We start from the raw sequence: 23,327 nt of genomic DNA, 5'->3' as shown, positions 1-23,327 counted from the left end.
TCCGCACGGGTAATACCCGCCCCTACAATCTAATGCATCATATCTGTGCATTTATTAAACAACGCTGCTGATCTTTGGTTCGTAGGGGCGAATCGCATTCGCCCGAGAGTTATTGATTATTAAGATCAACCTTTATCATAAAATCCACGCTTGCGGGCGGACACTGTCCGCCCCTACAACCTAAGTCATTACGTTGGTGGATACTATTTAAACAGCACCGTTATCATCAATTCGTAGGGGCGTTCCGTGATGACCAAGGGGTCAGACCCTCGCCCGCACCACAGCCAGCAGCTACCCCCGCAGCTGATCCAGCGCCGCTTTCTTATCCCCACTTCGCATCAAGGTTTCGCCAATCAGGACCGCATTGGTTCCATTTTCCCGCAGTTTAACCATGTCATCCGGCGTTTGTATCCCACTTTCCGACACAAACAAAATTTCCGGGGGCACCAGCTGACGCAGTCGGATGCTGTTGTTGATATCCACTTCAAAGGTTTTAAGGTTACGGTTATTGACCCCAATAATCCGGGCCCCGGCAGCCAGGGCCTGGGCTACTTCGGCTTCGTCATGGGCTTCCACCAGAGCTGACAAACCCAATTCATCGGCCAGGGCAAGGTATTCCCGGATCTGTGCGGTGGTGAGAATCGCGCAGATCAGTAAAATCGCATCGGCGCCAATCTGGCGGGCTTCGAAAATCTGTATCGGGTCAATAATAAAATCCTTGCGCAGCACCGGGATGCTTACCTGCTGTTTTATTTCGGTCAGAAATTCATTGGCCCCCTGAAAAAAGTCCGGCTCGGTCAGCACCGAAATGGCATCGGCGCCGGCGGCCTGATAGTCCCGGGCAATGTCCAGATAGGGAAAATCGGCCGCAATCACCCCTTTCGAGGGCGAGGCTTTTTTCACTTCGCAGATAAAAGCCATCGTCCCGGCATCCCGGCGTCTGGCCAGGGCTTTTTCAAAGGCAAACGGCGTTTCCGACCGTTTGACCTGACTTTTCAGGTTTTCCAGTGATGTCGTTTCTTTAAGCGCCGCCACCCGCTTGGCAGTAGCCGCCACAATCTGATCCAGAATCATGCCAGCACCTCAATCGCAATCTCATTCGTGCGCTTGACAAAGGCCTCCAGCTTGGCCTTGGCCTGCCCGGAATCAATCAGCTCTTCAGCCATCTTGACGCAATCCCGGAGGGTGATATTGTTGTGAGACATATACAGGCAAAAAGCCGAGTTCAGCACCACCACATCCCGCTTGGGACCTTTGGCACCGTTTAAGATATCCAGGGCAATGGCGGCATTTTCTTCTTTCTCGCCGCCGATCAGATCACGTAATTCACAGCGCTTCAGACCCAATTGTTCCGGGGTGATAAAGAAGCTGTTGATCTTACCATCAGCAATTTCGCAGATGGTGGTGGTATCCGTCAAAGTGATTTCGTCCAGACCGTCGTGGCCGTGGACCACCATCCCCCGCTTGACCTTAAGCTTGTTGAGCACATTGGCCAGGGGCTCCACCAGATTTTCATCATAGACCCCCAGCAGCTGCATATTGGCCCCGGCCGGGTTGGCCAGCGGGCCAAGAATATTAAAGATCGTCCGGATCCCCAGTTCTTTACGAACCGGCCCGGCGTATTTCATCGAGGCGTGATAGGTCGGGGCAAACATAAAGCAGATCCCCAGCTCGTCGAGAATCACGGCGCTTTTTTCGGCTGACAGTTCAATGTTCACCCCCAGGGCTTCCAGCAGATCCGCCGATCCGCACTTGCTGGAGACGCTGCGGTTGCCGTGTTTGGCCACCGGCACCCCACCAGCGGCAATCACCAGGGCGGACACTGTGGAAATATTAAAGGTGGCCACCTCGTCGCCGCCGGTGCCGACAATGTCCAACACATCGGTTTTGGGGAAAATCTTGGTGCACTTGTCCCGCATGACCATGGCGCAGGCGGTAATCTCATCGATGGTTTCCCCCTTCATCCGCATCGCCGTCAGAAAGGAAGCGATCTGGGCGTTGGTAGCCTGCCCGTTCATAATCTGATCCATAACCTCCCGGGTCCGCTCCAGGGACAGGTCCTTGCCGTTGACAATATCGTAAATGGCTGACTTAATCATATTTCGCCTCCAATCTTTAAAAAGTTCTCAATCATCTGGTGACCGGCCTCGGTAAGAATCGATTCGGGATGGAACTGCACCCCATAAACATCGTAGCTCCGATGTTTCACCGCCATGACCTCGCCCTCGTCATCCTCGGCGATAATCAGCAGATCATCCGGCAGGGTACTCCGCTCAGCACTGAGGGAGTGATAGCGACCGGCGGCAATAATCGGCGGTAGCCCCCGAAAAATCGGGCTGCCGTTGGCGATGTGAACGGTGCTCTGTTTCCCATGCATCAGGGTGCTGGCATAGGTAACGGTACCACCGAAGACCTCGCAGATGGCCTGATGCCCCAGGCAGACCCCCAGAATCGGGGTTTTGTCCTTGAAATACTCGATGACCTCTTCACAGATCCCGGCATCAGCGGGTCGTCCCGGCCCCGGTGAGACGATGATGTGATCCGGCGCCAGGGCGGCGATTTCAGCCAGACTCAGTTCATCATTTTTAATCACCCGGATATCGGGATTGATCATCCCCACATATTGATACAGGTTATAGGAAAAGCTGTCGTAATTGTCAATCAGTAAAATCATTATTCCACCTCCTGAGCCCGTTCCAGGGCTTCAAACATCGCCCGGGCTTTGTTTTGTGATTCGTTATACTCTTTTTCGGGGATGCTGTCAGCGACGATGCCGGCCCCGGCGGAGACATAAACCCTGTCGTTCTTTTTAACCGCCATCCGAATGGCAATGCACATGTCCATGTTGCCGGAAAAGTCGATATAACCAACGGCTCCACCATAAACACCCCGCTTCTGACCTTCTAACGCATCGATAATTTCAATCGCCCGTTTTTTCGGCGCTCCGGACAGGGTTCCCGCCGGAAGCACGGCCCCCAGGGCATCCAGCTGATCCAGGCCCGCTTTCAGGGTGCCGGTAACGGTTGAGGAAATGTGGGAGACGTGGGAATAGCGAACCACCTCCTGATAGGTTTCCACCTGAACCGAGCCAAATTCACTGACCTTGCCTAGATCGTTGCGGCCCAGATCGACCAGCATGTTGTGTTCACTGAGTTCTTTTTCATCTTTAAGAAGCTCGGCAATCAAAGCTTCATCTTCCGCCGGGGTGGCGCCCCGGGGACAGGTACCAGCAATCGGAAAGGTCGACAACTGGCCGTTTTTAAGCGATACCAGGGTTTCCGGTGACGCCCCGGCTACCTGCATCCCTTCAAAGTCGATATAAAACATGTAGGGCGAGGGATTGATGGTCCGCAGTACCCGATAGGCCGACAAGAGATCGCCGGAAAAATCAGCTTCCAGGCGGTTGGAAATCACCGCCTGAAAAATATCCCCCTGATAAATGTGCTCTCTTGTTTTTTTAACCATCTCGCAATAATAGTCTTTCGTGAAAAGTGAGCGGTACTCCGAAGTTACCTGCCCCCCGAAGGGCACGGTGCTGCTGCCGTTTTTAATCAGCGCCTCAATTTCCTTGAGCTTAATCACCCCGTCGATATAGTTTTTCTCAAAGTTGTCGGTTTTAATATTGACGATGACCACAATTTTCTGGCGTAGATGATCATAGGCGATGACCTTGTCAAAGAGCATCAGATTGAGGTCATCAAAGTTTTCGGTATTTTCATTGGTCAGCACCTGATTGGCTTCGGTGTATTTGACAAAGTCATAGGCAATATAACCGACAAAGCCGCCGGTAAAGGCCGGCAGAAAATCCAGTTTGGGGCTTTTCCAATCCGCCAGAATTTCCCGGAGCACCGTTCGGGGATCATCGGCCAGGGTATCCTTTGTCTTGCCATTTTTGACAACTACCTCCCCATCCAGACAGGTCACCGATAAGGTCGGGTCAAAACCGAGAAATGAATACCGCCCCCATTTTTCGCCGCCTTCCACACTCTCCAGTAAATAACATTTTTTGCCGGTGGCCTTTAAAATTTTAAGCACCTCAATCGGTGTCTTGATATCCGAAAACAGCTCCAGGCTGATCGGGATGCTCTGATAATTCCCGCAATACCCTCTGGCCTCTTCCATCGATGGTTTAATCATAATCGTATCCTTTCGTTAAGAAAAATTTATCTTGTAATCTAATTTTGTGTTGTTTTGGCAGATGTTAATTAGCTGATTAAAAAGGGATGAACAAGCACTAAAAATCAACTCTACCCAGTACCGACAATTGTTACATCATGTTGTGACCTAGGGGTCAGACCCTACGCATCAAGGCGGACACGGCAACGCCTGTCCGAGCTTGTGGCGAACAACAGATTAACAATTGGTCGGTACGCAGTGACGAGCTCACCCTTTATCCAGCGCCAATCAGCGTCCACACTATTTATGCGCTTTTTAAGTAATAAAAAAACGCCCGCCCCTGATTAATAAAAATTAATCAAGGACGAGCGCAAAAATTCTGCCCGCGGTACCACCTTCATTTACAGAGAAAAATCCCTGTACACTCTGCAGGATACTAACATATCCCTCGCAACTGACGTATGCGTCACGTCGCAGAATACTCGGAAAATTTTATTTCCTTTGACTGCGCCCTCAGTGGTCCATTTGATGCTCTGCGTTGTGCGAGGCTCTCAGCCTTCCCCGCTCTCTGTAACTGCACGATACACCGTTATCTCCACGTCAACGGTTTATTGATGTATTAAATTAAATAAAGCATAATCGATCTAGCCGTTTTTGTCAAATTAAATTTTTCTGATAACGCCATCATTAAGAATTCACCATCTGTAAATGTCTTAACTGGCTTTTAGAGGCAGTTGCAATTCTGCCGTGAGCTTTGTTCGTCAGCAATCACTGACCGTCAGTTTCATCGGTACAAAGCGGATGCCGTTGTTTTCCTGTTCCCCGGCGATGTCCACAAAGCCAAAGCGGTGGTAAACGGCCACCGCATAGGGGGACGAATTAACTGTCAGGACAAAGGGGTCTCCCGGGTGCTGGCTTTTTAGTTCGGCCAGTACCGTGTCAAAGAGCGCCCGGGCAATGCCCCGGTGGTGATAGTCCTTGTCGACAAACATCAGTGAGATATGCAATTCATCCCGGGTACCAATCACCCCGACGATCCGGCCCTCCTCATAAAACCCCCAGAGAACCTTATGACCGGAGATCAGATCTTCGTTCATTTCTTCCAGCTTGAAATCCAGATATTTGGTAAAGGTCTGGCGGCCTTCTTCGCTATAACCCTCGGCAATAAATTCGTGAAAAACCTGATTGGCCAGATTCACTGCTGCTTCTAAGTCAGTATTGTCAATTTTTTTAATCATCTAACCCTCTCTCCTGGATGTCAATTCGAATTCACCCGCTTAGTTCTAATTATTTGTTATTGGTCGGAAAAGTCGGCAAGGCATCGACTCCGGAAAAAGCGTGCCGGATCTTCATATCTTTGCCACCATGCCGCTAATCACTCCACTCTTTAGCGTTTGTTTTTATTCTTGGCCTGGCGCATCAGCTGTTTCATTTCGCCCTTGCTACCAAACATTTTTTTGATCTTTTCAGCCTCCAGCTGCCGGGAATTAAGCCCCTCATAACCTAATTCCTTTTGCAGCTTGCGATAGTTTTCCAGCCGCTTTTCAGACAGGTGGCCGGATTCTACAGCCGCTTTTACCGCACAGCCCGGCTCACCGAGATGGCTGCAATCCCCAAAGCGGCATTGCGCAGCCAGGCTTTCAATGTCCGTAAATGACCGGGACAAGTCCGCACTGTCCAGATGGAGCTCCCGCATTCCCGGGGTATCAATAACCACCCCACCGCCAGGAAGTCGCAGCAACTGCCGATGGGTGGTGGTGTGGCGACCCTTGTCATCACTTCGCAGGCCTTTGGTCGCCAGCACCTCGGCCCCGATCAGATGGTTGATAATGGTTGATTTGCCAACCCCGGACGAGCCCAGAAAGACAATAGTTTTACCCGGGGCCAGATAAGCGGCAATCTGTTCGTAACCACGGTTATCGACACTAGAGCAAACCACCACATCGGTGCCCACCCGAACCGCCGAAATATCCCTAAGTCGTGCTGCTAAATCATCGCAGAGGTCGGCCTTGGTCAGAACAATCACCGGTCGGGCCTTGCTGTTCCAGGCAATTGACAAATAACGCTCCAGCCGCCGCAGATTAAAATCATTGTTGAGTGACATGCAAATAAAGACCAGATCAAAATTAGCCGCCACAATCTGGCTGCCACCACTGGTACCGGCGGCTTTTCGCTCAAACAGCGACTTGCGACTTAACACCTGATGGATCACCGCATGACCAGAATCTGCCTCGGTGCGATCAATCATCACCCAGTCGCCAACCACCGGAAAGCTGGTATTATCCCCGGCATCAAAGGCAAACTTCCCCGATACCTCAGCCAGCAGTTCGCCCTTCTCGGCCACTACCTTATATAGGTCGCGATGTTGTTCCGTCACCCGGGCCACAAACAAATTGCTATACAAACTGGCTTCCTGCTTAATCCGCTGATCCAATCCGTAATTTTCCAAATCGATCTTATTCATTTTTTCCTCCAAATTTTATTGATCTAGATAATTGCGAGAAATTTTCAAACGCCGAACAATGATTGCTTTGGGTTCAGTTTCCACAAACAATTTTGTAACGTGTAGGCGAACAGGCGATAGCCTGTACGCCGTACAGTGTAAAAATTGTTTCGTGCGAAACTGGACCTAAAGCTCACGGCACTTTCTCAATTACCTATATAAATTTCATCCTATTGGAGGGCTAAAGGCCTAGTATCGTGCTTTGCCCTCCGGCGTCACGACACTATCCATTTGATTGATATTTTTCATAAATTCTCCTTTTTTAAGCGATTCAGGTGTATTCGAAACATCGAACGATGATTGCTTGGTGTTTAGTTTCCACAACAATAAGAAATCGCTATGCGAATTTCTCAGACTGTCAAAAAAGCTAACCCAGTACCGACAATTGTTAGATCATGTTGTACCCAAAGGGCAGACCCTGTGCCTCAAGGCGAACAGTTGCGCTGAAACGCCTATAATTAGCCGTATCTTTAATAGCAACTGTACGAATTGTGCGCATACAACAGATTAACAATTGGTCGGTACGGTAGCACTGCATTTCTCGATTAACACCCGGTGCTATTATTGTAAATGATTCTTTTTAATCAAGTCAAGGTAAATAAATTGCTTTCGCGGGGATAATCTGAAAACTCCCCAAGAAAATAAATGCATTCCAGTCTAAAATCGGATAAAATAGAAGTCAATAACTATTTGACGAAAGGCTTAAACACAATGAGAACACTAAAATATGCCATCCTCGGCTTAATCAACCGGGAAACCATGACCGGCTACGATTTAATGAAGGTCTTTAATATGGAGCTGGTCAATTTCTGGTATGCCAGACATAGCCAAATCTACCCGGAACTCAAAAAACTCACCGACGAAGGTCTAATCACCTACGAAATTTTACCCGAAGATGAAAAGCTCCGCAAAAAAATCTATTCGATCACCGAGAAAGGCCGCCAGGAATTTCATAACTGGGTTTTACAGCAGGATTTGCTGGAGCCCACCCCCAAGGATATTTTTCGGCTGAAAGCTTATTTTATCGAATCCCTGTCCCACGACGAAATTCTGGCCCACTTTCACTACCAGCTGACCCAGCGACAGGAAAAGCTCCACAAGCTTAAGCACAACATGACGGTGCTGCTTGACACCAAAGACATTTCCAAAATCCAGAGCCCGGAATACGGTGACTACATTGTCTTAAAGTCAGCCATCAAGCGGGAAAAATCCTACATCGAATGGCTTTGCGAATGCATCGAAGAAGTGTCCACCAACACCCGCATCTATTGATTTTGACTGCCGTAAGCTCTGCTACAATTTTGCAGCTAAAAAAGGAACTTGGTTTAATAATCAGACCTAGTACCGACAATTGTTATATCATGTTGTACGCATCAAGGCGAACAGGTCATCGACCTGTCCGAGCTTGCGTGAAGGCAACGAGCCAATCACAAGCTTGCTTGTAGTTGGCGACTGCCCGCGACCAATGCGAAAGGAGCTAGCGGATTTCGCATTGGTGTGGCGAACAACAGATTAACAATTGGTCGGTATGGTAGCGAAGTGCCAACCTCAAGTTTTATCCAAAATTGTTTTTAGAACCACCGGCATTGTTCACTATTTTCAACTATATAAATTTTTACATCCAAGGAGGCCTTTATGAGCCCAATTATCTGCCCGAAATGCGGCGGCGCCAACACCAGCCCGGCGACCCGGCCCTTGCTTTATTGCGTAGACTGCCAGTCTGAATTTGGCGGCGATCACCGTGACCTTATGGCAACCACCCGTCAGATTGTTCTTACCACCAATCAAAAGGGTACTGCCAGCCAGAATCTGACCTTTACCCGAACCCCGACCGGGGCCACCATTGAAGGACCCTTTCTCTGTTACTACCCGGATCTGCCGGAGATTTACATCGACCCCCAACAGTGGCAGCAGTTGCTGGCCGATTTTTTTAAGCTGTACGTTCTTGACTGGCGGTCCGACTATCAAAATGACGTCAAAAACAGTGATACTACCTTCAGCTGGGAGCTAAAAATCAGCTTCGATCACCAGCAACCCTTTTGCTCCCGGGGCCAGGATCTCTACCCGCCCTACTGGGAAGCCCTGATGACGCTCTTTACCAAGCTCGGCCTGCCCAACATCGGAAAAGCCCTGGGCCAGAATTTTTTACAGCTCCAGACCCAAACTGTTTCGTAACCCAAAATTTAACCGGGATTTTATGGCACTCTCGTTTAGAATACGCTAAAATGTGGTATAGAATAACAATACAAAAAAATTCAAAGGCGGAAATCACAATGAAGATTTTTAACAAGCATTCCATCGGTAATAAAATCACCTCGATGGTGATTATTTTTGTCGCCCTGGCCTTCTGGTGATCGGTATCACCGTCACCGTTTTAAGCATCACCACCGAAAACCAGCAAATCAAAGAACAGATGAATCTGCAACTCACTCAGACCATCACCGAGGTGGAACAGGCCCTGGACAAACACAGCAAGGTGGTCGAAAGCCTCGGCACCACCATTGGGGTCAACGGCACCCAGATGACCCCAGCTGAATACAGCGCCCTGCAAACCCAATTTGTGGCCCTGAATCCCGATACCTACGGGGTCGGCGTCTGGTATGACTATAACGGCTATCAGCCGGGAATGAAGTATTTCGGTCCCTATGCTTATCGGGATGGCGAGAATATCAGCTTTGCCGAAGCCCTGTACAGTACCGACGACTACGATTATCCTAACCAGGAATGGTATCTGGCCGGGAAAAACGACAACAAGGCGGTGGCCTGGTCACCACCCTATCAGGATGAAACCCTGGGGATTTCTCTGGTTACGGCCACTCAGGGCTTTTATGACAGCAACCAGCAGTTTAAAGGCGTGGTCACCGGCGACATCGATCTTTCCAGCCTCCAGCAAATGATCAGTGAGATCAAGGTCGGCGAGACCGGTCGGGCCTTTCTGGTTGATCGGGACGGCCTTTATATTGCCGATGCCGATGCCGAAAAGGCCATGAGCGTCAATCTGCGGGAGGATCCCAACACCAGTCTGGCCGCCCTGAGCGAAAACATCCTCAGTGGAGACGCTGGATCCGGAGCGTTCACCGATGCGGCCGGTAAAAACAACATTTATTATGCGCCAATTCCTGCCACTGGCTGGACCCTGGCCATTATGGAACCCCAAAGCGAACTCAACGCCCCGATTATGATGCTGATTTTTCAGCTCATCGGACTGTTTTTACTGACCCTGATTGTGCTGAGCTTTATCATTATCAAACAGGTCAAAGGGGTAGTCAACCCGATTGTCCTGATTACCGACCTTTTCCAAAAAGCCGAACTGGGTGATTTTGACAGTCAAATCCCCGCCGACATTGTCAACCGTCAGGATGAGTTGGGACAGCTGGGGCTGTCCTTCCAGAAGCTGTCGGAAAATATTCAGGAAAATATCGCCACCCTTGAACAGATTTCCCTGGGTAATCTGAATGTGGCCGTCGATGTCAAGTCTGACAAAGACATCCAATCCAAGATTCTGATTGAGGTGGTGGACAACCTTAAAAACCTCGAAAACGAAGTCAACATGTTAACCCAATCGGCCACCGATGGTCACTTATCAATTCGGGGCGATGCCGATAAATTCCAGGGCAAGTACCGGGATATTGTAGTCGGCGTCAATAATACCCTGAATGCAGTGGTTGAGCCGCTCAACATGTCGGCTGACTACGTCGATAAGATCAGCCGGGGCCAACTGCCGGAAAAAATCACCGCCACCTATCACGGCGATTTCAATACCATTAAAGAAAACCTGAACGCTTGTATCGATAATATCAAGGCCCTGGTTGCCGATGTCAACATGCTGGCCCAGGCGGCCACCGCCGGGCAACTTGAAATCCAGGCCGATGCCAGCACCCATAGTGGCGATTACCGCAAAATTATCGAAGGCTTTAACAACACCCTAAATTCCCTGCTGGCACCGATTAATGAGGCCCGCCAGGTGATGACTAAAATGGCCGCCAATGATTACACCCTGTCGATGACTGGCAATTATCAAGGCAGCATGGCCGAGTTTGCCGCCGAAATCAATCTGGTTCATTCTCGACTGCTTACCGTTCAGGATGCCTTTATTGATATTTCCAATGGCGATACCAGCCAATTGGCCGAGTTTGTGGCCGTCGGCAAACGTTCGGATAACGATAAGCTGATCCCCTCAGTCATTGCCACCCTGACCACCATCGAGAATTTGATTGCCGAGTCCCGCAATCTGGCCGAGGCAGGAATCAGTGGTAATCTGCAGATTCGCAGCGATGCTACCCGCTTTTCCGGCGGATATCGGGACATTGTTTCAGGCTTTAATCAGACTCTGGACGCCATCGAACAACCCATCAACGAAGCCGCCATCGTGCTGGCTCAAATGGCCGCTGGCAATCTGACCCAGCCGATGGAAGGCGATTACCAGGGCTCCTATGCGATTATCAAGAATTCCTTAAATGATACGATGGCCTCACTTAACGAGATCCTTGGTAACATCAATCATTCTGCCGATGAGGTCGCCTCCGGTTCCCGGCAAGTTTCTGACGGCAGTCAGGCCCTGGCGCAAGGCGCCACCGAGCAGGCCAGTTCCATGGAAGAGCTCAATGCCTCCATTGAAGAGGTGGCCGTCCAAACCCGGGAAAACGCCATTAACGCCAATCAGGCCAACCAGCTGACGCTGGCCGCCCAGCAGAATGCCCAAAACGGCAATCGCCAGATGCAGCAGATGCTGGGTTCGATGGCCGAAATCAATGACGCTTCAGCGAAGATTTCCAATATCATCAAGGTTATCGATGATATCGCCTTCCAGACCAATATCCTGGCCTTAAATGCCGCCGTTGAAGCGGCCCGGGCCGGACAGCAGGGCAAGGGCTTTGCGGTGGTCGCCGAAGAGGTTCGAACCCTGGCCGGTCGCAGCGCCGAAGCCGCCAAGCAAACCACCGAGCTGATTGAAGGCTCCATTAACAAGGTCTCCGAAGGCACCCGGATCGCTAACGATACCGCCGTATCCCTCGATGAAATTGTATCCGGCGTGGCCAAGGTCGCTGCTTTGGTTAGCAAAATTGATGTCGCCTCCAATGAACAAACGGCCTCCATCAGCCAGATCAACGTCGGCATCGACCAGGTGGCCCAGGTGGTTCAACAAAACTCTGCCACCGCCGAAGAAAGCGCCGCCGCCAGCGAAGAGCTCTACAGCCAGGCGGAGCTGCTTAAAAACATGGTCAGCAAGTTTGAATTGACCAGGTAAACATCCTATCTCCCACCTACCTATAATAAAAAAAGAGCCTCATCCACATTGGATGATACTCGAGGTTGTCGATAAACTACCGTACCGACCAATTGTTAATCTGTTGTTCGCTGCGGAATCGAACAAGTTTATCAACCTGTTCGCTCCGATGCGTACAACATGATGTAACAATTGTCGGTACTGGGTTAGCTTTATTAACAGACTGAGCCTCATCCGCATTGGATGAGGCTCAGTTTCGTATTTTTTAAAATAATTTAATGCTTAATCCAGCGCCACATTGATTTCAATCTTGATACCATCGACATCAAATTCCACACACATGACCTGATCCTTACTCATACTCAGTTCAATGCTTTCACCCGTCAGCATGGTTGGCGGCGAAATATCAACCGTGATATTATCATTGGAGAAATTGATGGCGGCATTGGCGGTTAGCATATTGGACAGCTCGGAAATGGCACTTTTGGCCATATCATCGAGTTCCTCCACCGGCATCCCCATCATCATAATCGAGGCAATCTGTTTCGCCCCTTCCGTATCGATGGCATAGGCGACATTGCCCTTTTTATCGCCAACAATCCCCAGCGTTAAAACAATCCCGCTGGCCACAATTTTTTTTGTTTTTTCGCTTTGTTCTTTTAAATTAATGTTCGAAAAACCCAATTGCGGCATCACATCAGTAATGGAAGCGATAAAAGGATTAATAATTGTTACATCCATTCCACATCCCCCTTTTGAAAGCCGACATTCATAAAGACGTCCCCAAGATCGGTTTTAATCACAAAGGATTCGCTCATTATATCCCCAATCGAAATAATAATGTCCTTGCCCCGAAAGACGGTTGGCGGTGAAACCCGTAAACCAAAGGAACGATTAAGGCCATTTAAGAGCGAACAGGCATTGCCGCCAATGACATTGGTAAATTCGCTTAAAAAGTTAATGGCGTCATCAATCTGTTGGCCATCATCCTGTAATATTTTCCGGGTCATGGCCAGCGCCGTATTCTCGGACATATCCATAATCAGGCGGCCGTCGTGACGGCCAATGATCCCAATGGCTACCGAAATTCCCGAAGAACTGGTGGTCATCGGATGATCTGCAAGCTTTTCAACGACCACTTCTCCGCCGATTTCCCGTTTTAGAAAACTGAAAATTGATTCTTTAAAGGCTTCTTCGAAATTATTTTTTAGGATTCCATACAGCTCTTCACCCTCAAAAAGCCGTTCAATGGCAGCATCCAGATCAGTTTGATCCACCGGTTTCTGCAGATAGCCTTTGATCCCGACCTTTCGGGCCCGCTGGATGATTTCCTCATCCATCATGGCACTGATGGCAATTATTTTGGTGCCCTGTAAATGTTTTAAAATTTGTTTTGAGCACTCGATGCCGTCACCATCCGGCAAGGTCATGTCCATTGTTATCAAATCTGGTTTAATTTCCTGAGCTTTCTGGATTGCTTCGCTCATATTCAGGGCTGTGCCCACTATTTCAATTCCGTCTTTTTGGAGCATCCGCTTAAGCACTGCTATTGAAAAAGTTGAATCATCGACTATCATCACTCTAATATTTCCCATAAATCCACCGCCTTTTTAATCGAATCGAAAAAATTCCTATTTGTTAATTTTACTGGTTATGACCAGCATTCGTCAAGCACTATTTAAAGCGTGCTCAATCTTTTGATACCCCGATTAAGCTTAATTATTCAGGCTACTGCGATTATCTTTTTTCTTGCTTTTGGCATAAAATCGATCCCGCTCTTTTTTACCGCCGCTGTCACCATGGCTGCGTCGATTTTTGGGGGCCGCTCCCTGATGACCGAGCGAGCGTCGGGATGGGCCAGGATTGACTTCCACTGGCCCAGGTACCAGCGGGAAGGGATGAACTTCCACCACCGGAATGGATTTTAAGGTCAGTTTTTCGATCCCTGCCAGTAAAGGCATTTCGTCCTGGTCACAAAAGGCAATGGCACTCCCGCCCAGGCCCGCCCGACCGGTTCGGCCAATCCGATGAACATATGTCTCCGGCACTTCCGGCAGGTCGTAATTAAAAACATGGGACAGTTCATCAATATCAATCCCCCGGGCGGCAATATCGGTCGCCACCAGTACCCGGGTTTTACGTTCCTTGAAATTGTTCAGGGCCAGTTGTCGGGCGTTCTGGGATTTGTTGCCGTGAATGGCCTGGGCTTTGTGTCCGGCTCGTTCCAGATGTTTGACGATTTTATCCGCCCCATGCTTGGTCCGGGAAAAAACCAGGGCCGAAACAATTTCCTTGTTTTTTAGCAGATGGTTAAGCAGATTGATCTTATTGGCTTTATTGACATGATAAACATTCTGCTCAATCACTTCAACCGTAGATGACACCGGAGTAATCGTAACCTTGACTGGTTTATTTAACATCGTTCCTGCCAGTTTGGCAATTTCTGTTGGCATGGTTGCTGAAAAAAGCATATTCTGCCGCTCCACTGGCATATGTTTGATGATTTTCCGAACCTCCTGGAGCATCCCCATGTCCAACATCATATCCGCCTCATCCAGAACAAAGGACTCGATCTGGTTCAGACGAATGTACTTCTGATTGATCAAATCCAACAGTCGGCCCGGCGTGGCGACCAGTATATCAACCCCGGCGGATAAGGCTTTGGTCTGGGGATTCTGCGATACGCCGCCGTAAATTACCAGGGTTTTAAGGCCCAGAAACTTGCCATAGGCTTTAAAGGAATCACTGATCTGCAAGGCCAGCTCCCGGGTCGGTGCCAGTACCAGCGCTTTAATCGGGCGGTTGCCCTTGAGATTCCGCTGTTGATAAGAAAGCTTCTGTAAAATCGGAATCGCAAAGGCGGCGGTTTTGCCGGTACCGGTCTGGGCGCATCCCAATAAATCGTTACCTTCCAGCAACGGTGGAATCGCCTGCTCCTGAATTGGTGTCGGCTGGGTATAACCTTCAGCTTTTAAAGCCTTCTGAATCGGTTCAATAATATCTAAATTTTTAAATTGCAATCGGTACTCCTTTTTATATCTATACTATACGGGTGATCCGTAGTCGATCAACCCTGATCATAAATAAAGAACGCCAGTAGCGTTCTTTAAGAAAATTACTTTACTTGTCGAAGAAGCCGCCACGCTTGGTTGTTTTAAAGGCTTTTCGCTGACTGACTCTGGTTTGACCCGCTTTGTCAGTTTTGTTGCCCTGCTGGGCGCTCTGTTTTTTCTTCGCTTCAATAATTTTTTTCATCGCTTCTATGTTATTGGTCGACATAAAACCCCTCTTCTTCTCTGGTCATAAACGGCAACCCCAGGGCTCCGCGCGAAATTGATGACAGGATAAAAAAAAACTTATGCCGTTTTCAGGCATAAGTTTAAACGTTCTTGTTACTTAAATAACTTGAATATTTTCGGCTTGTGGGCCTTTAGGTCCTTGTGTGATTTCGAAAGAAACTTCCTGACCTTCTTCTAATGTTTTATAACCGCTCGATTGGATTTGTGAGAAATGTGCAAATACATCTTTACCATCTTCCCCTGTAATAAAACCAAATCCTTTTTCTGCGTTAAACCATTTTACTGTACCATTCATCATGCGTACCTCCTAATTTTATTCCCTAAATCCTGGTAATACGGATAACAACTACATTTCTAAATTAGGATAATACTGTAAAGCATAGTACCAATTAAAAATAAAACTGTTAAATTCATTTACTGTTAATTTAAGTTCTTATACATAATAACACGAAATAATTAATTATGCAAACTTTTATTTTTAGCTAACTTAAAACGCTTAATTAAACGCCCCATTGTTCCACTATTTTTTTCTTTGAAAGGATGGCAAATCTTTCTCTAAAATGGTACAATATAACAACTGTTTCTAAATTCTTACTGACATTAACATCCTAAAGGGCATGCGGCTTGTAGACTTGTGAATAAAGCAGTACCGACAATTGTTATATCATGTTGTTTGCATCGGGGCGAACACGGCGTAGCCTGTCCGAACCCGCAGCAAACAACAGATTAACAAGGGTCTGACCCCTTGGTCATTGGTCGGTACGGTAGTTTGTCGACACCCTGTGGCCCCGGAGGCTTTTAAATTTAAGGTAGCATTTAGCTAGTATTTTTTCTTAGGAGGTTTCATATGCGTTTAGTTACTCGTTCAGATTTTGACGGTTTAATCTGCGGCATGCTGTTAAAAGAAGCCGGCATTATTGACGATTGGATTTTTGTACATCCCAAAGACCTGCAGGACGGGCTCTTTTCCCCCACCGAAAATGATGTGCTGGCCAATGTTCCCTATGTGCCCGGTTGTGGGATGTGGTTTGACCACCATTCATCCGAGCAAGACCGGATGGGGTGGCACCCCGGGGTAGCCGGTGAAAGCCGTCTGGCACCATCGGCCGCTCGAATTATCTATGAATATTATGGCGGTGCCGAAAAATTCCCCCATTACGGCGACATGATTGTTTCTGTCGATAAGGTGGACTCCGGCAATCTGACCAGGGACGAGATTTTAAACCCCACTGGCTGGATTCTGTTGGGCTTTATCTCCGATCCCCGCACCGGTTTGGGCCGCTTTCGGGATTTTCGGATCAGCAACTACCAGTTAATGGAAGAACTGATCAACCTGTTTCGCAATCTGTCGATTGAAGAAATTCTGCAATTACCGGATGTTAAAGAACGGGTTGAGCTCTACAATGACCAGGCCCGCCTCTTTACCGAAATGGTCAACGCCCACACCCGCATCGAAGCAAATGTGATTGTCACCGATCTGCGGGACGTCGAAACCATCTACACCGGTAACCGTTTTATGATTTACAGCCTCTTCCCGGATCAGAACGTCAGTCTCTGGATTGTCGATGGCAAGCAAAAACAGAATGTTTCAATTGCCTGCGGCTACAGTATCTTAAACCGCTCCTGCACCGCTGATATCGGCAAACTGATGCTTAAATACGGCGGCGGCGGGCACCACATGGTCGGCACCTGTCAGGTTCCCTACGCTGACGCCGATGCCACCATCACCGCCATTGTCGACGTGCTAAAGGGCGCATAAAAAAAGCGCAACCGTTACTGGTTGCGCTTTTTTATTTGGCTGGCCGGAATTCAAAGACCTTAAGCGACCCCTTATAGCCCTGAAAGGTCAGGTAGGCCACCGAGTGATCGGGGTTAAACCAGGCCATCACCGAGTAGGCGTTGGCGGGATCCTTTTTGTTATAGGCTGAGTTGATTTCGGTTCCGTCGACGCCGCCCATAATGGTCTTGACCTCTTCATAAGCCATCCCCTCTTTAAGGGAATTAACCTGATCTGCCGTGACATTGGCATTGACCAGCCCGTCCAGATAGGTGTCGTCAGGTACATAGAGCTGTTTGAAAACTGCGATCTCCGGGGCTTCTTCCGAATCGGCTGTTTCTTCACCGGTGTTGGCCACCGTATCATAGCTTACCGTCACACCATAGCCGGTGTTTTCATCAATATAGTTAAAACCTTTTCCCTTGGCCGAACCCTCAACCGCCAGAATTTTTTCCGCTTCTTCTTTGGTCATGCCCACCAGCACCTGATTATAAAGGTTCAGGGGATCGGTGCTGACCTCTTTCTTGGCACCGCCGAAAATCACAAACACCACACCAGCAACAACAGCTAAAACGATCAGGGCAATACCGCCGGTCAGTAGTGGTTTGGGAATTTTCTTGTTCGTCATCTTGGGAATTTTTAATTTCATAATTCTTCTCCTGTTTAACATTTCAATGATTGTGTCAACACGGGCAGAGCCCACCGCCGGTTGCTAAAAAAAGTGATATCGTCCATCTCTACAATACCACTTTTCGCTGAACTAATTCTAAACAAAAGCGATCCCTTTGTCAATTCTAAAGAACACCTCGGCTTTCATCTTCCCATAATCACTTCCGTTTTGACGTCTCACTACTGCAACACAAAATAATATCCTTTCAACTTTTGAATGCTCAATTATTTCCAGATTGATGTAGATTTTTTTTCATTCAATTTGTTTGACAGCGTCTTCATCTCGTGATAATGTTTGCATATGTAAACAAACCGCCGGGGTATATGTAATATTTTCAGATCAGTGGGATCAATCTGTATAACTGATGGTCTGGTATTCGCCAAGAGTGGATTGCTTGATTTATTCTGAGATGACCCGGTCAATTTAAAAGGAGGCTATTTTTATGGCAGCAAAAATTTTATTAGTCGGCAGTGTAATGATGGATCTAATTCTTCGGTGCGAACGGGCACCTGAACCCAGTGAAAGTGTTTTAGGACACGATTACCGCAATGCTCCCGGTGGTAAAGGCAGCAATGCCGCAGTGGCCGCCGCCCGCACCGGCGCCCAGGTTTCTGCTTATGCCACCATTGGCGATGATGCCAATGGTGAATACCTGTTGGATTGCTGGAAAAAAGAAGGGGTTGACACCACCTTTACGATCACCAAGCCTGGTGCCAACACCGGTTTTGTGGCCATTACCCTGGAAGACAACGGCCAGAATCGGTTGATCATCTTCCCCGGAGCTAACATGCTGACCCCTCCCGATGAACTGGAAAAAGTTTTTGAAAACGATTTTGATGCGGTTCTACTGCAATTTGAAATCCCCCTGGAAACCAATGCAAAAGCCATTGAACTGGCCAATAAAAAGGGCATCATCACTGTGCTGGATGCCGGTCCGGCCCAGGATTATCCGCTAGAAAAACTGCCCCCGGTCACCATCCTGTCCCCCAACGAGACCGAAACCAAGGCTCTGGTCGGTATCTATCCCGCCGATCACGCATCCTGCCGGGAAGCTGCCCAAAAACTGATGGCCCGCAATGGCTGCAAATTCGTGGTCCTGAAACTGGGCGAACGGGGCTCCTACCTTTACGGAGAAGGTTTGGATGTGATGGTTCCCCCCTATAAGGTTGATGCCATCGATCCCACCGCCGCAGGGGATGCTTTCACGGGTACCCTGGCGAAAGCCTTTGTAGAAATGGGCGATCTGGTTGAAGCAGCCAAATATGCCAGCGCTTCTGGGGCCCTGACCTGTACCCAGCTCGGCGCCCAGCCATCCCTGCCCACTGCCGCCGAAATTGATGCCTTCCTGGCCACCCAGAAATAAGTCTTAGAACACAAAAAGCAACAAACACTGATGCCGGTTTGTTGCTGAGGTTATCAAATCCTGCCGTACCGACCAATTGTTAATCTGTTGTTCGCCACACCAATGCGAAAGCCGCTACGCTCCTTTCGAATTGGTCGCAGGCAGTCGCCAACTATAAGCAAGCTTATGATTGGCTCGTTGCCTTTGCGAAAGCTCGGACAGGCTACGCCGTGTCCGCCTTGATGCGTACAACATGATATAACAATTGTCGGTACTGGGTTTTACTTTTAAACATACTAAAATACCAAAAAGCAACAAACCTTAAATCGGTTTGTTGCTTTTTTGTACCAGTTTTTATGCCAGTTCCAGCCCGAAATAGCTTTTTAAGGTATCTTTGATGGCGCCGTCGCCGGTGATGGTGGTTTCGGTCAGGGTTTCACCGTCAATGATCTTTAAGTGGCCATCAAAATAGGTGATCTTGCCGGTTTCGGTGACCAGAGCGCACATCATTGCCTGCCGGAAAAAGGATTCCGGATAGGTGGCGGTATAATGGTTGGCAATCAGATAATCGGCCGGACAGCAGGCTTCCCGGGTAAAGGCGTAGATTGGCTCAAAACCGGCTGCAGTTTTAAACTCCACCCGGTAACCGTAATCCGGATCGGCCATCACCCGATGACAGCGGCCCAGATGCTCCTGCTCCAAACCTTCTTCAAACAACAGTGGGGCCACCAGGCCATTACCACCAAAGCCCACATCACAGAGCCATGCCTGGCCATCGGCTTTTACCAGCAGCACCCGGTGGGTTTTTCCCGAATGGTCAAAACTGCCCTGATAGACCCTGGCCAGATGGCTGCTGACCAAAAATCCCATTTCGGTCAGCACCCCCGCAAACAAGCCGTTCATCTCAAAACAGTAACCACCACGGTGGTTGATGACGATTTTTCTAAAAAGATCATCACGCTCCAGGGAAATCGGTTTTCTGGCATAAACGTCCAGGTTTTCAAAGGGAATGCTCATCACATGGCCAAGATGCAACTGTTTCAGGGTTGCCGCCGACACCTGGGTGCCACCGCTATAGCGAATTCGTTTAAAATAGTCCTCAAGTTTAAATAATTTTTCTGGCATTGGTTCTCCTCTTTAATTCGTTTTGTTTAAAAGATAAGGCTAGTATAACAGAATTATCAGAAAAACAATAACACTTTTAATGTTGCTTTTTGTCAGTTATAGCACTAGCCAATCTAGAAATACAGATTTCCAATAAAATATAGTACCACGATATGGAGCGGATAAAAGACATAGAACAGGTATTTCAGTCCCCGCCCTTTTTCACCATTATAGGACAACATCAACGGCAATGAAGCGATCATCATCCACTGATAATTATTGTAAAGCAGTGCCGTCGGCCGGGGATCAAGCGACCACTCCAGCCCCAGAAAAGCCAGACAGAAAAGCCCATAGGACAGGATCAGCCGCTTCTTGTCGGTGCGGTTAAAATAGATCAGCACTCCCAGAAAGACAAAGATAAAACTGCCCTCATTAAAAATCAGATTGCCGGTGATGGCACCGACAAAGCTCATCATCCCCATCAGCGGCACAACCTGAGCAATCAGGATACAAAGAATCGTGGTCAACACCTGATAACCAGCGAAAAGGGCCAGGTAGCGGTTGCCCTTGGGCTTGTCGGTTTTGCGCAACTCAATCAGCCAGACAATCACCGCCACCAGTAGCAGGGTCACAAAAATATTATTGGTCATCATGGCGTAGGGGTCGACCACGATATTATTGCAAAATAGGGCAATGATCGCCATGCCCACTCCAAAGAAATACATCCGAAGCAGGTACTTCTGGCGGTCATGGGTGTAATAAAATCCCCAGGCCATACAAAACATAAAGACCGGGGCTGAAACCCGCCCCACCCAGTGGAGCCACAGCGGAGCACCGGGAATAAACTGCCCGATGTGGTCCAGCAGCATCAAAATCAGGGCAATCAGTTTTAAGCTTGTCGAGGTCATCGTTTCTCCAATCTACTGTAAGCCATTTTTATGGATCACAATTTTAATCTCGGCATAGGAATAGTGCTCCGGCAGGGCTTCTTTGATCGGTCGCAAGGCTTCCAGGCCAACAGTGCCGATGGCGTTGATGATTTCCAGCTCTTTCTCGGGATCGACAAAATCCGACCAGTCAATGGTCCGACCTTCCTGATCACAGCGGATCAGGTGAGCCAGGACGGTGTTTTCGGTCAGTTCCCGCTGCCTGGCGATTTCGGCAATCGTCAGCCCCCCGGCAAACAGTTCGTAGCTGATTTCCCAGGAAGCGGTCTTCGGCTCCTTTTCTCCCGCTTGCGGCCGGGCCACCCGGAGTTCCGGCGCGACTGGCTCCGGCCGGGGCCGGAGGGTAATCGGATTGTTATCAGCAAAACGGCTAATCGCTTCGATAAAGACCGAACCATAATGATCATAGCGGGCCTGACCGACGCCGGTGATGTTTAGAAATTCGGCTTCGGTGCGGGGAAAATAGGCGGCCATCTCTTTTAAAGCCGCATCGGGAAAGATCACATAGGGTGGCAGGGCTTTGTCCTTTGCGATCTCCCGGCGCAGCGTTCGCAACTGTTCAAACAGAGCGGCATCACAATCCACCGGGGCGATGGCCTTGCCTGCGCTACGAGTTTTGGCGGCCGTAAGATTCAGCAGGTGTTTTTTATGAAAAACGGTCTCGTGGCCTTTCAGGACCCGACCCGCCGCCGGCGTCAGCTTCAACACCGGATACTCGTCGGCAGTGACGACAAGATAGCCCTTGGCCACCAGGGTCATAATCATTTCCCGGAGGCTTTCGGCGCTCTGTTCGCCCATCAGGCCATAGGTGGACAGCTGATCAAAGCCCAGCTCCAATACCTTCTTGTTTTTCGAGCCCCGCAGCACCGCAATCACCATATTCAGACCAAAACGGTTTTTCATCCGATAAACACAGGACAAGATCTTCTGGGCATCCCGGGTGATGTCCACCATTTCCGACTGATCCAGACAGTTGCCGCAATTGCCGCAGCGCTCATAATCGGCCGCTTCCCCAAAATAGTGGAGGATGCTTTTTCTGAGGCAGTCATTGGTGTGACAATAATCGACCAGATACTGGAGATTCTCAAACAACAGCGTCTGCCGCTCCGGGGAAGTCTGATTAAGCCCAATCAGCTGCTTCTGCTTAACAATATCCGCTGGCGAATAAAGGATCGTGCAGTGACTGGGCTCGCCATCCCGGCCGCCGCGACCGGCCTCCTGATAATAGGCCTCCATATTCTGGGGCATATTGTAATGGATGATAAAGCGCACATCCGGTTTGTTGATTCCCATCCCAAAGGCATTGGTGGCTACCATGATCGGCAGCCGGTCGTTAATGAAATCCTGCTGATTGCGCTCCCGTTCCTCGGGACTCATGCCACCGTGATAAGCGGCGGCAGAAAACCCCAGACCAATCAGCCTGGCCGTGACGCTTTCAACGGTTTTGCGGGTGGCACAATAGATAATCCCCGCCTGACCGGGAAAGATTCGGGTGATGGTGTCGGTAATATAACCAAGCTTATCCCCGGTCTTAACCACCTGATAAAGCAGATTGGGCCGATCAAAGCCGATAATTGATTCCACCGGATCCTGCAGTGCCAGTAGCTCTTTGATTTCCTGAATAACCAGGGTTGTGGCGGTGGCGGTATAGGCAGCCACCACCGGCCGGGGCGCAAGACTCCCGATAAAACCGGGGATCTCCCGGTAATGGGGCCGGAAATCATGACCCCATTGACTGATACAATGCGCTTCATCCACCGCCACCAGAGATACCGAAAGCGCTCTCATCAACTCTACAAAGGCTGGAACACAAAGCCGTTCCGGAGCAATATAGAGGAGCTTGTAGCGATTGGCCCGGATCTCCGTCAACCGTTTTTGATAACTGACCTCATCGAGACTGCTGTTTAAGAAGGTAGCCGGGATGCCCATTTCCACCAGGGCATCGACCTGATCCTTCATCAGTGAAATTAGTGGTGAGATTACCAGGGTGATGCCGGGCAGCTCGATGGCCGGAAGCTGATAACACAACGATTTTCCCCCGCCGGTGGGCATAATCCCCAGCACATCCTGGCCATTAACCACTGCCGTTATGATTTTTTCCTGCCCCTCTTTAAATGTATCGTAGCCAAAATACTGGCTCAGGTTTTTTTTAAGCGTCAATCGATACCTCCTGTGAATCCTTGTCTCCGAATAGACGGTTCTCCTGAGAACCCTGACTCTTGTCATCTGCTTTATTATAAGATAAAAGACCGCCCCTGACAAGGAAAGCGGCGCTGATAAACTGCCGTATCAACCAATTGTTATTCTGTTATATTTAACAATCTTCATTAAACCTTAACATT

The 23,327-nt window shown here is 49.0% G+C and carries 20 protein-coding genes; 5 read left to right on the top strand and 15 right to left on the bottom strand.

Features of this window, described 5'->3' with window-relative positions; translation table 11 throughout:
- Positions 1 to 291: 291 nt before the first annotated feature.
- The 6 genes from trpC to rsgA all read right to left on the bottom strand — a co-directional run bounded on the left by trpC (position 292) and on the right by rsgA (position 6,580).
- Entirely contained in the window at positions 292 to 1,074 is a 783-nt protein-coding gene (trpC, locus tag BI182_RS04145; RefSeq protein ID WP_286805740.1) for an indole-3-glycerol phosphate synthase TrpC, read from the bottom strand.
- A complete protein-coding gene (gene trpD / locus BI182_RS04140; RefSeq protein ID WP_286805738.1) occupies positions 1,071 to 2,099 on the bottom strand; it encodes an anthranilate phosphoribosyltransferase in 1,029 nt (342 codons plus the stop codon). Before trpD ends, trpC begins: the two co-directional genes overlap by 4 nt.
- Complete coding sequence (locus tag BI182_RS04135; RefSeq protein ID WP_286805736.1) at positions 2,096 to 2,674, bottom strand: anthranilate synthase component II; 579 nt, start codon at positions 2,672 to 2,674, stop codon at positions 2,096 to 2,098. Before BI182_RS04135 ends, trpD begins: the two co-directional genes overlap by 4 nt.
- Complete coding sequence (gene trpE, locus BI182_RS04130; RefSeq protein WP_286805735.1) at positions 2,674 to 4,137, bottom strand: anthranilate synthase component I; 1,464 nt, start codon at positions 4,135 to 4,137, stop codon at positions 2,674 to 2,676. The genes BI182_RS04135 and trpE overlap by 1 nt, the downstream gene beginning before the upstream one ends.
- Positions 4,138 to 4,877: 740 nt before the next feature.
- Complete coding sequence (locus tag BI182_RS04125) at positions 4,878 to 5,354, bottom strand: GNAT family N-acetyltransferase (RefSeq protein ID WP_286805733.1); 477 nt, start codon at positions 5,352 to 5,354, stop codon at positions 4,878 to 4,880.
- 149 nt (positions 5,355 to 5,503) lie between these two features.
- Positions 5,504 to 6,580, bottom strand: a complete 1,077-nt coding sequence (rsgA, locus tag BI182_RS04120; protein WP_286805732.1) for a ribosome small subunit-dependent GTPase A — start codon at positions 6,578 to 6,580, stop codon at positions 5,504 to 5,506.
- 750 nt (positions 6,581 to 7,330) lie between these two features.
- On the opposite strand from rsgA, the gene BI182_RS04115 reads away from it, so the two are divergent.
- The 3 genes from BI182_RS04115 to BI182_RS04105 all read left to right on the top strand — a co-directional run bounded on the left by BI182_RS04115 (position 7,331) and on the right by BI182_RS04105 (position 11,867).
- Positions 7,331 to 7,891, top strand: coding sequence for a PadR family transcriptional regulator (locus BI182_RS04115; protein WP_070369909.1), 561 nt, complete (start codon positions 7,331 to 7,333; stop codon positions 7,889 to 7,891).
- 363 nt (positions 7,892 to 8,254) lie between these two features.
- The gene (locus tag BI182_RS04110) at positions 8,255 to 8,794 is read left to right on the top strand and encodes a hypothetical protein (RefSeq protein WP_286805729.1); all 540 of its coding nucleotides are present in this window, start codon (positions 8,255 to 8,257) and stop codon (positions 8,792 to 8,794) included.
- 175 nt (positions 8,795 to 8,969) lie between these two features.
- Positions 8,970 to 11,867, top strand: coding sequence for a methyl-accepting chemotaxis protein (locus tag BI182_RS04105; protein WP_286805727.1), 2,898 nt, complete (start codon positions 8,970 to 8,972; stop codon positions 11,865 to 11,867).
- A gap of 261 nt (positions 11,868 to 12,128) precedes the next feature.
- On the opposite strand, the gene BI182_RS04100 is transcribed toward BI182_RS04105, so the two are convergent.
- The 5 genes from BI182_RS04100 to BI182_RS04080 form a co-directional block, all read right to left on the bottom strand.
- Positions 12,129 to 12,587: a chemotaxis protein CheX gene (locus BI182_RS04100; protein WP_148636538.1), complete on the bottom strand. Its 459-nt coding sequence runs from the start codon at positions 12,585 to 12,587 to the stop codon at positions 12,129 to 12,131.
- A complete protein-coding gene (locus BI182_RS04095; RefSeq protein WP_148636537.1) occupies positions 12,578 to 13,441 on the bottom strand; it encodes a response regulator in 864 nt (287 codons plus the stop codon). Before BI182_RS04095 ends, BI182_RS04100 begins: the two co-directional genes overlap by 10 nt.
- A 120-nt stretch (positions 13,442 to 13,561) precedes the next feature.
- Positions 13,562 to 14,866 carry a DEAD/DEAH box helicase gene (locus BI182_RS04090; protein ID WP_286805725.1) on the bottom strand — a complete coding sequence of 435 codons (1,305 nt, stop codon included), beginning with the start codon at positions 14,864 to 14,866 and terminating at the stop codon, positions 13,562 to 13,564.
- Positions 14,867 to 14,966: 100 nt separating this feature from the next.
- Complete coding sequence (locus BI182_RS04085; RefSeq protein WP_187389155.1) at positions 14,967 to 15,125, bottom strand: hypothetical protein; 159 nt, start codon at positions 15,123 to 15,125, stop codon at positions 14,967 to 14,969.
- A 117-nt stretch (positions 15,126 to 15,242) separates the two neighbouring features.
- Positions 15,243 to 15,440, bottom strand: coding sequence for a cold-shock protein (locus BI182_RS04080; RefSeq protein WP_070369908.1), 198 nt, complete (start codon positions 15,438 to 15,440; stop codon positions 15,243 to 15,245).
- A 552-nt stretch (positions 15,441 to 15,992) separates the two neighbouring features.
- Between BI182_RS04080 and BI182_RS04075 the strand changes: the two genes are divergently transcribed.
- Positions 15,993 to 16,904, top strand: a complete 912-nt coding sequence (locus BI182_RS04075; RefSeq protein WP_250932596.1) for a DHH family phosphoesterase — start codon at positions 15,993 to 15,995, stop codon at positions 16,902 to 16,904.
- A gap of 31 nt (positions 16,905 to 16,935) precedes the next feature.
- Here the strand turns inward: BI182_RS04075 and BI182_RS04070 are convergent, their stop codons facing one another.
- Complete coding sequence (locus tag BI182_RS04070; RefSeq protein WP_286805721.1) at positions 16,936 to 17,571, bottom strand: hypothetical protein; 636 nt, start codon at positions 17,569 to 17,571, stop codon at positions 16,936 to 16,938.
- 463 nt (positions 17,572 to 18,034) lie between these two features.
- Here BI182_RS04070 and BI182_RS04065 point away from each other — a divergent pair, with 463 nt between their 5' ends.
- Entirely contained in the window at positions 18,035 to 18,955 is a 921-nt protein-coding gene (locus tag BI182_RS04065; RefSeq protein WP_070369857.1) for a PfkB family carbohydrate kinase, read from the top strand.
- Between the two features lie 333 nt (positions 18,956 to 19,288).
- Here BI182_RS04065 and BI182_RS04060 read toward each other — a convergent pair whose 3' ends face one another.
- The 3 genes from BI182_RS04060 to recQ form a co-directional block, all read right to left on the bottom strand.
- Complete coding sequence (locus BI182_RS04060; protein WP_286805718.1) at positions 19,289 to 20,059, bottom strand: arylamine N-acetyltransferase family protein; 771 nt, start codon at positions 20,057 to 20,059, stop codon at positions 19,289 to 19,291.
- 113 nt (positions 20,060 to 20,172) lie between these two features.
- A complete protein-coding gene (locus BI182_RS04055; RefSeq protein ID WP_286805716.1) occupies positions 20,173 to 20,946 on the bottom strand; it encodes a TraX family protein in 774 nt (257 codons plus the stop codon).
- Positions 20,947 to 20,958: 12 nt separating this feature from the next.
- Complete coding sequence (recQ, locus tag BI182_RS04050; RefSeq protein WP_286805714.1) at positions 20,959 to 23,145, bottom strand: DNA helicase RecQ; 2,187 nt, start codon at positions 23,143 to 23,145, stop codon at positions 20,959 to 20,961.
- Positions 23,146 to 23,327: the final 182 nt, after the last annotated feature.

Origin of the sequence: Acetobacterium sp. MES1, assembly GCF_002237635.1 — a bacterium.
GTDB lineage: Bacteria > Bacillota > Clostridia > Eubacteriales > Eubacteriaceae > Acetobacterium > Acetobacterium wieringae.
The sequence above is the reverse complement of the archived record's forward strand: the minus strand, read 5'-3'. Positions and strand labels throughout refer to the sequence as shown.

What these genes read in the sequence shown, in the direction of transcription:
- trpC (WP_286805740.1), bottom strand. Translation starts at nt 1,074, where the DNA reads ATGATTCTGGATCAGATTGTGGCGGCTACTGCCAAGCGGGTGGCGGCG.
- trpD (WP_286805738.1), bottom strand. Translation starts at nt 2,099, where the DNA reads ATGATTAAGTCAGCCATTTACGATATTGTCAACGGCAAGGACCTGTCC.
- BI182_RS04135 (WP_286805736.1), bottom strand. Translation starts at nt 2,674, where the DNA reads ATGATTTTACTGATTGACAATTACGACAGCTTTTCCTATAACCTGTAT.
- trpE (WP_286805735.1), bottom strand. Translation starts at nt 4,137, where the DNA reads ATGATTAAACCATCGATGGAAGAGGCCAGAGGGTATTGCGGGAATTAT.
- BI182_RS04125 (WP_286805733.1), bottom strand. Translation starts at nt 5,354, where the DNA reads ATGATTAAAAAAATTGACAATACTGACTTAGAAGCAGCAGTGAATCTG.
- rsgA (WP_286805732.1), bottom strand. Translation starts at nt 6,580, where the DNA reads ATGAATAAGATCGATTTGGAAAATTACGGATTGGATCAGCGGATTAAG.
- BI182_RS04115 (WP_070369909.1), top strand. Translation starts at nt 7,331, where the DNA reads ATGAGAACACTAAAATATGCCATCCTCGGCTTAATCAACCGGGAAACC.
- BI182_RS04110 (WP_286805729.1), top strand. Translation starts at nt 8,255, where the DNA reads ATGAGCCCAATTATCTGCCCGAAATGCGGCGGCGCCAACACCAGCCCG.
- BI182_RS04100 (WP_148636538.1), bottom strand. Translation starts at nt 12,587, where the DNA reads ATGGATGTAACAATTATTAATCCTTTTATCGCTTCCATTACTGATGTG.
- BI182_RS04095 (WP_148636537.1), bottom strand. Translation starts at nt 13,441, where the DNA reads ATGGGAAATATTAGAGTGATGATAGTCGATGATTCAACTTTTTCAATA.
- BI182_RS04085 (WP_187389155.1), bottom strand. Translation starts at nt 15,125, where the DNA reads ATGTCGACCAATAACATAGAAGCGATGAAAAAAATTATTGAAGCGAAG.
- BI182_RS04080 (WP_070369908.1), bottom strand. Translation starts at nt 15,440, where the DNA reads ATGAATGGTACAGTAAAATGGTTTAACGCAGAAAAAGGATTTGGTTTT.
- BI182_RS04075 (WP_250932596.1), top strand. Translation starts at nt 15,993, where the DNA reads ATGCGTTTAGTTACTCGTTCAGATTTTGACGGTTTAATCTGCGGCATG.
- BI182_RS04070 (WP_286805721.1), bottom strand. Translation starts at nt 17,571, where the DNA reads ATGAAATTAAAAATTCCCAAGATGACGAACAAGAAAATTCCCAAACCA.
- BI182_RS04065 (WP_070369857.1), top strand. Translation starts at nt 18,035, where the DNA reads ATGGCAGCAAAAATTTTATTAGTCGGCAGTGTAATGATGGATCTAATT.
- BI182_RS04060 (WP_286805718.1), bottom strand. Translation starts at nt 20,059, where the DNA reads ATGCCAGAAAAATTATTTAAACTTGAGGACTATTTTAAACGAATTCGC.
- BI182_RS04055 (WP_286805716.1), bottom strand. Translation starts at nt 20,946, where the DNA reads ATGACCTCGACAAGCTTAAAACTGATTGCCCTGATTTTGATGCTGCTG.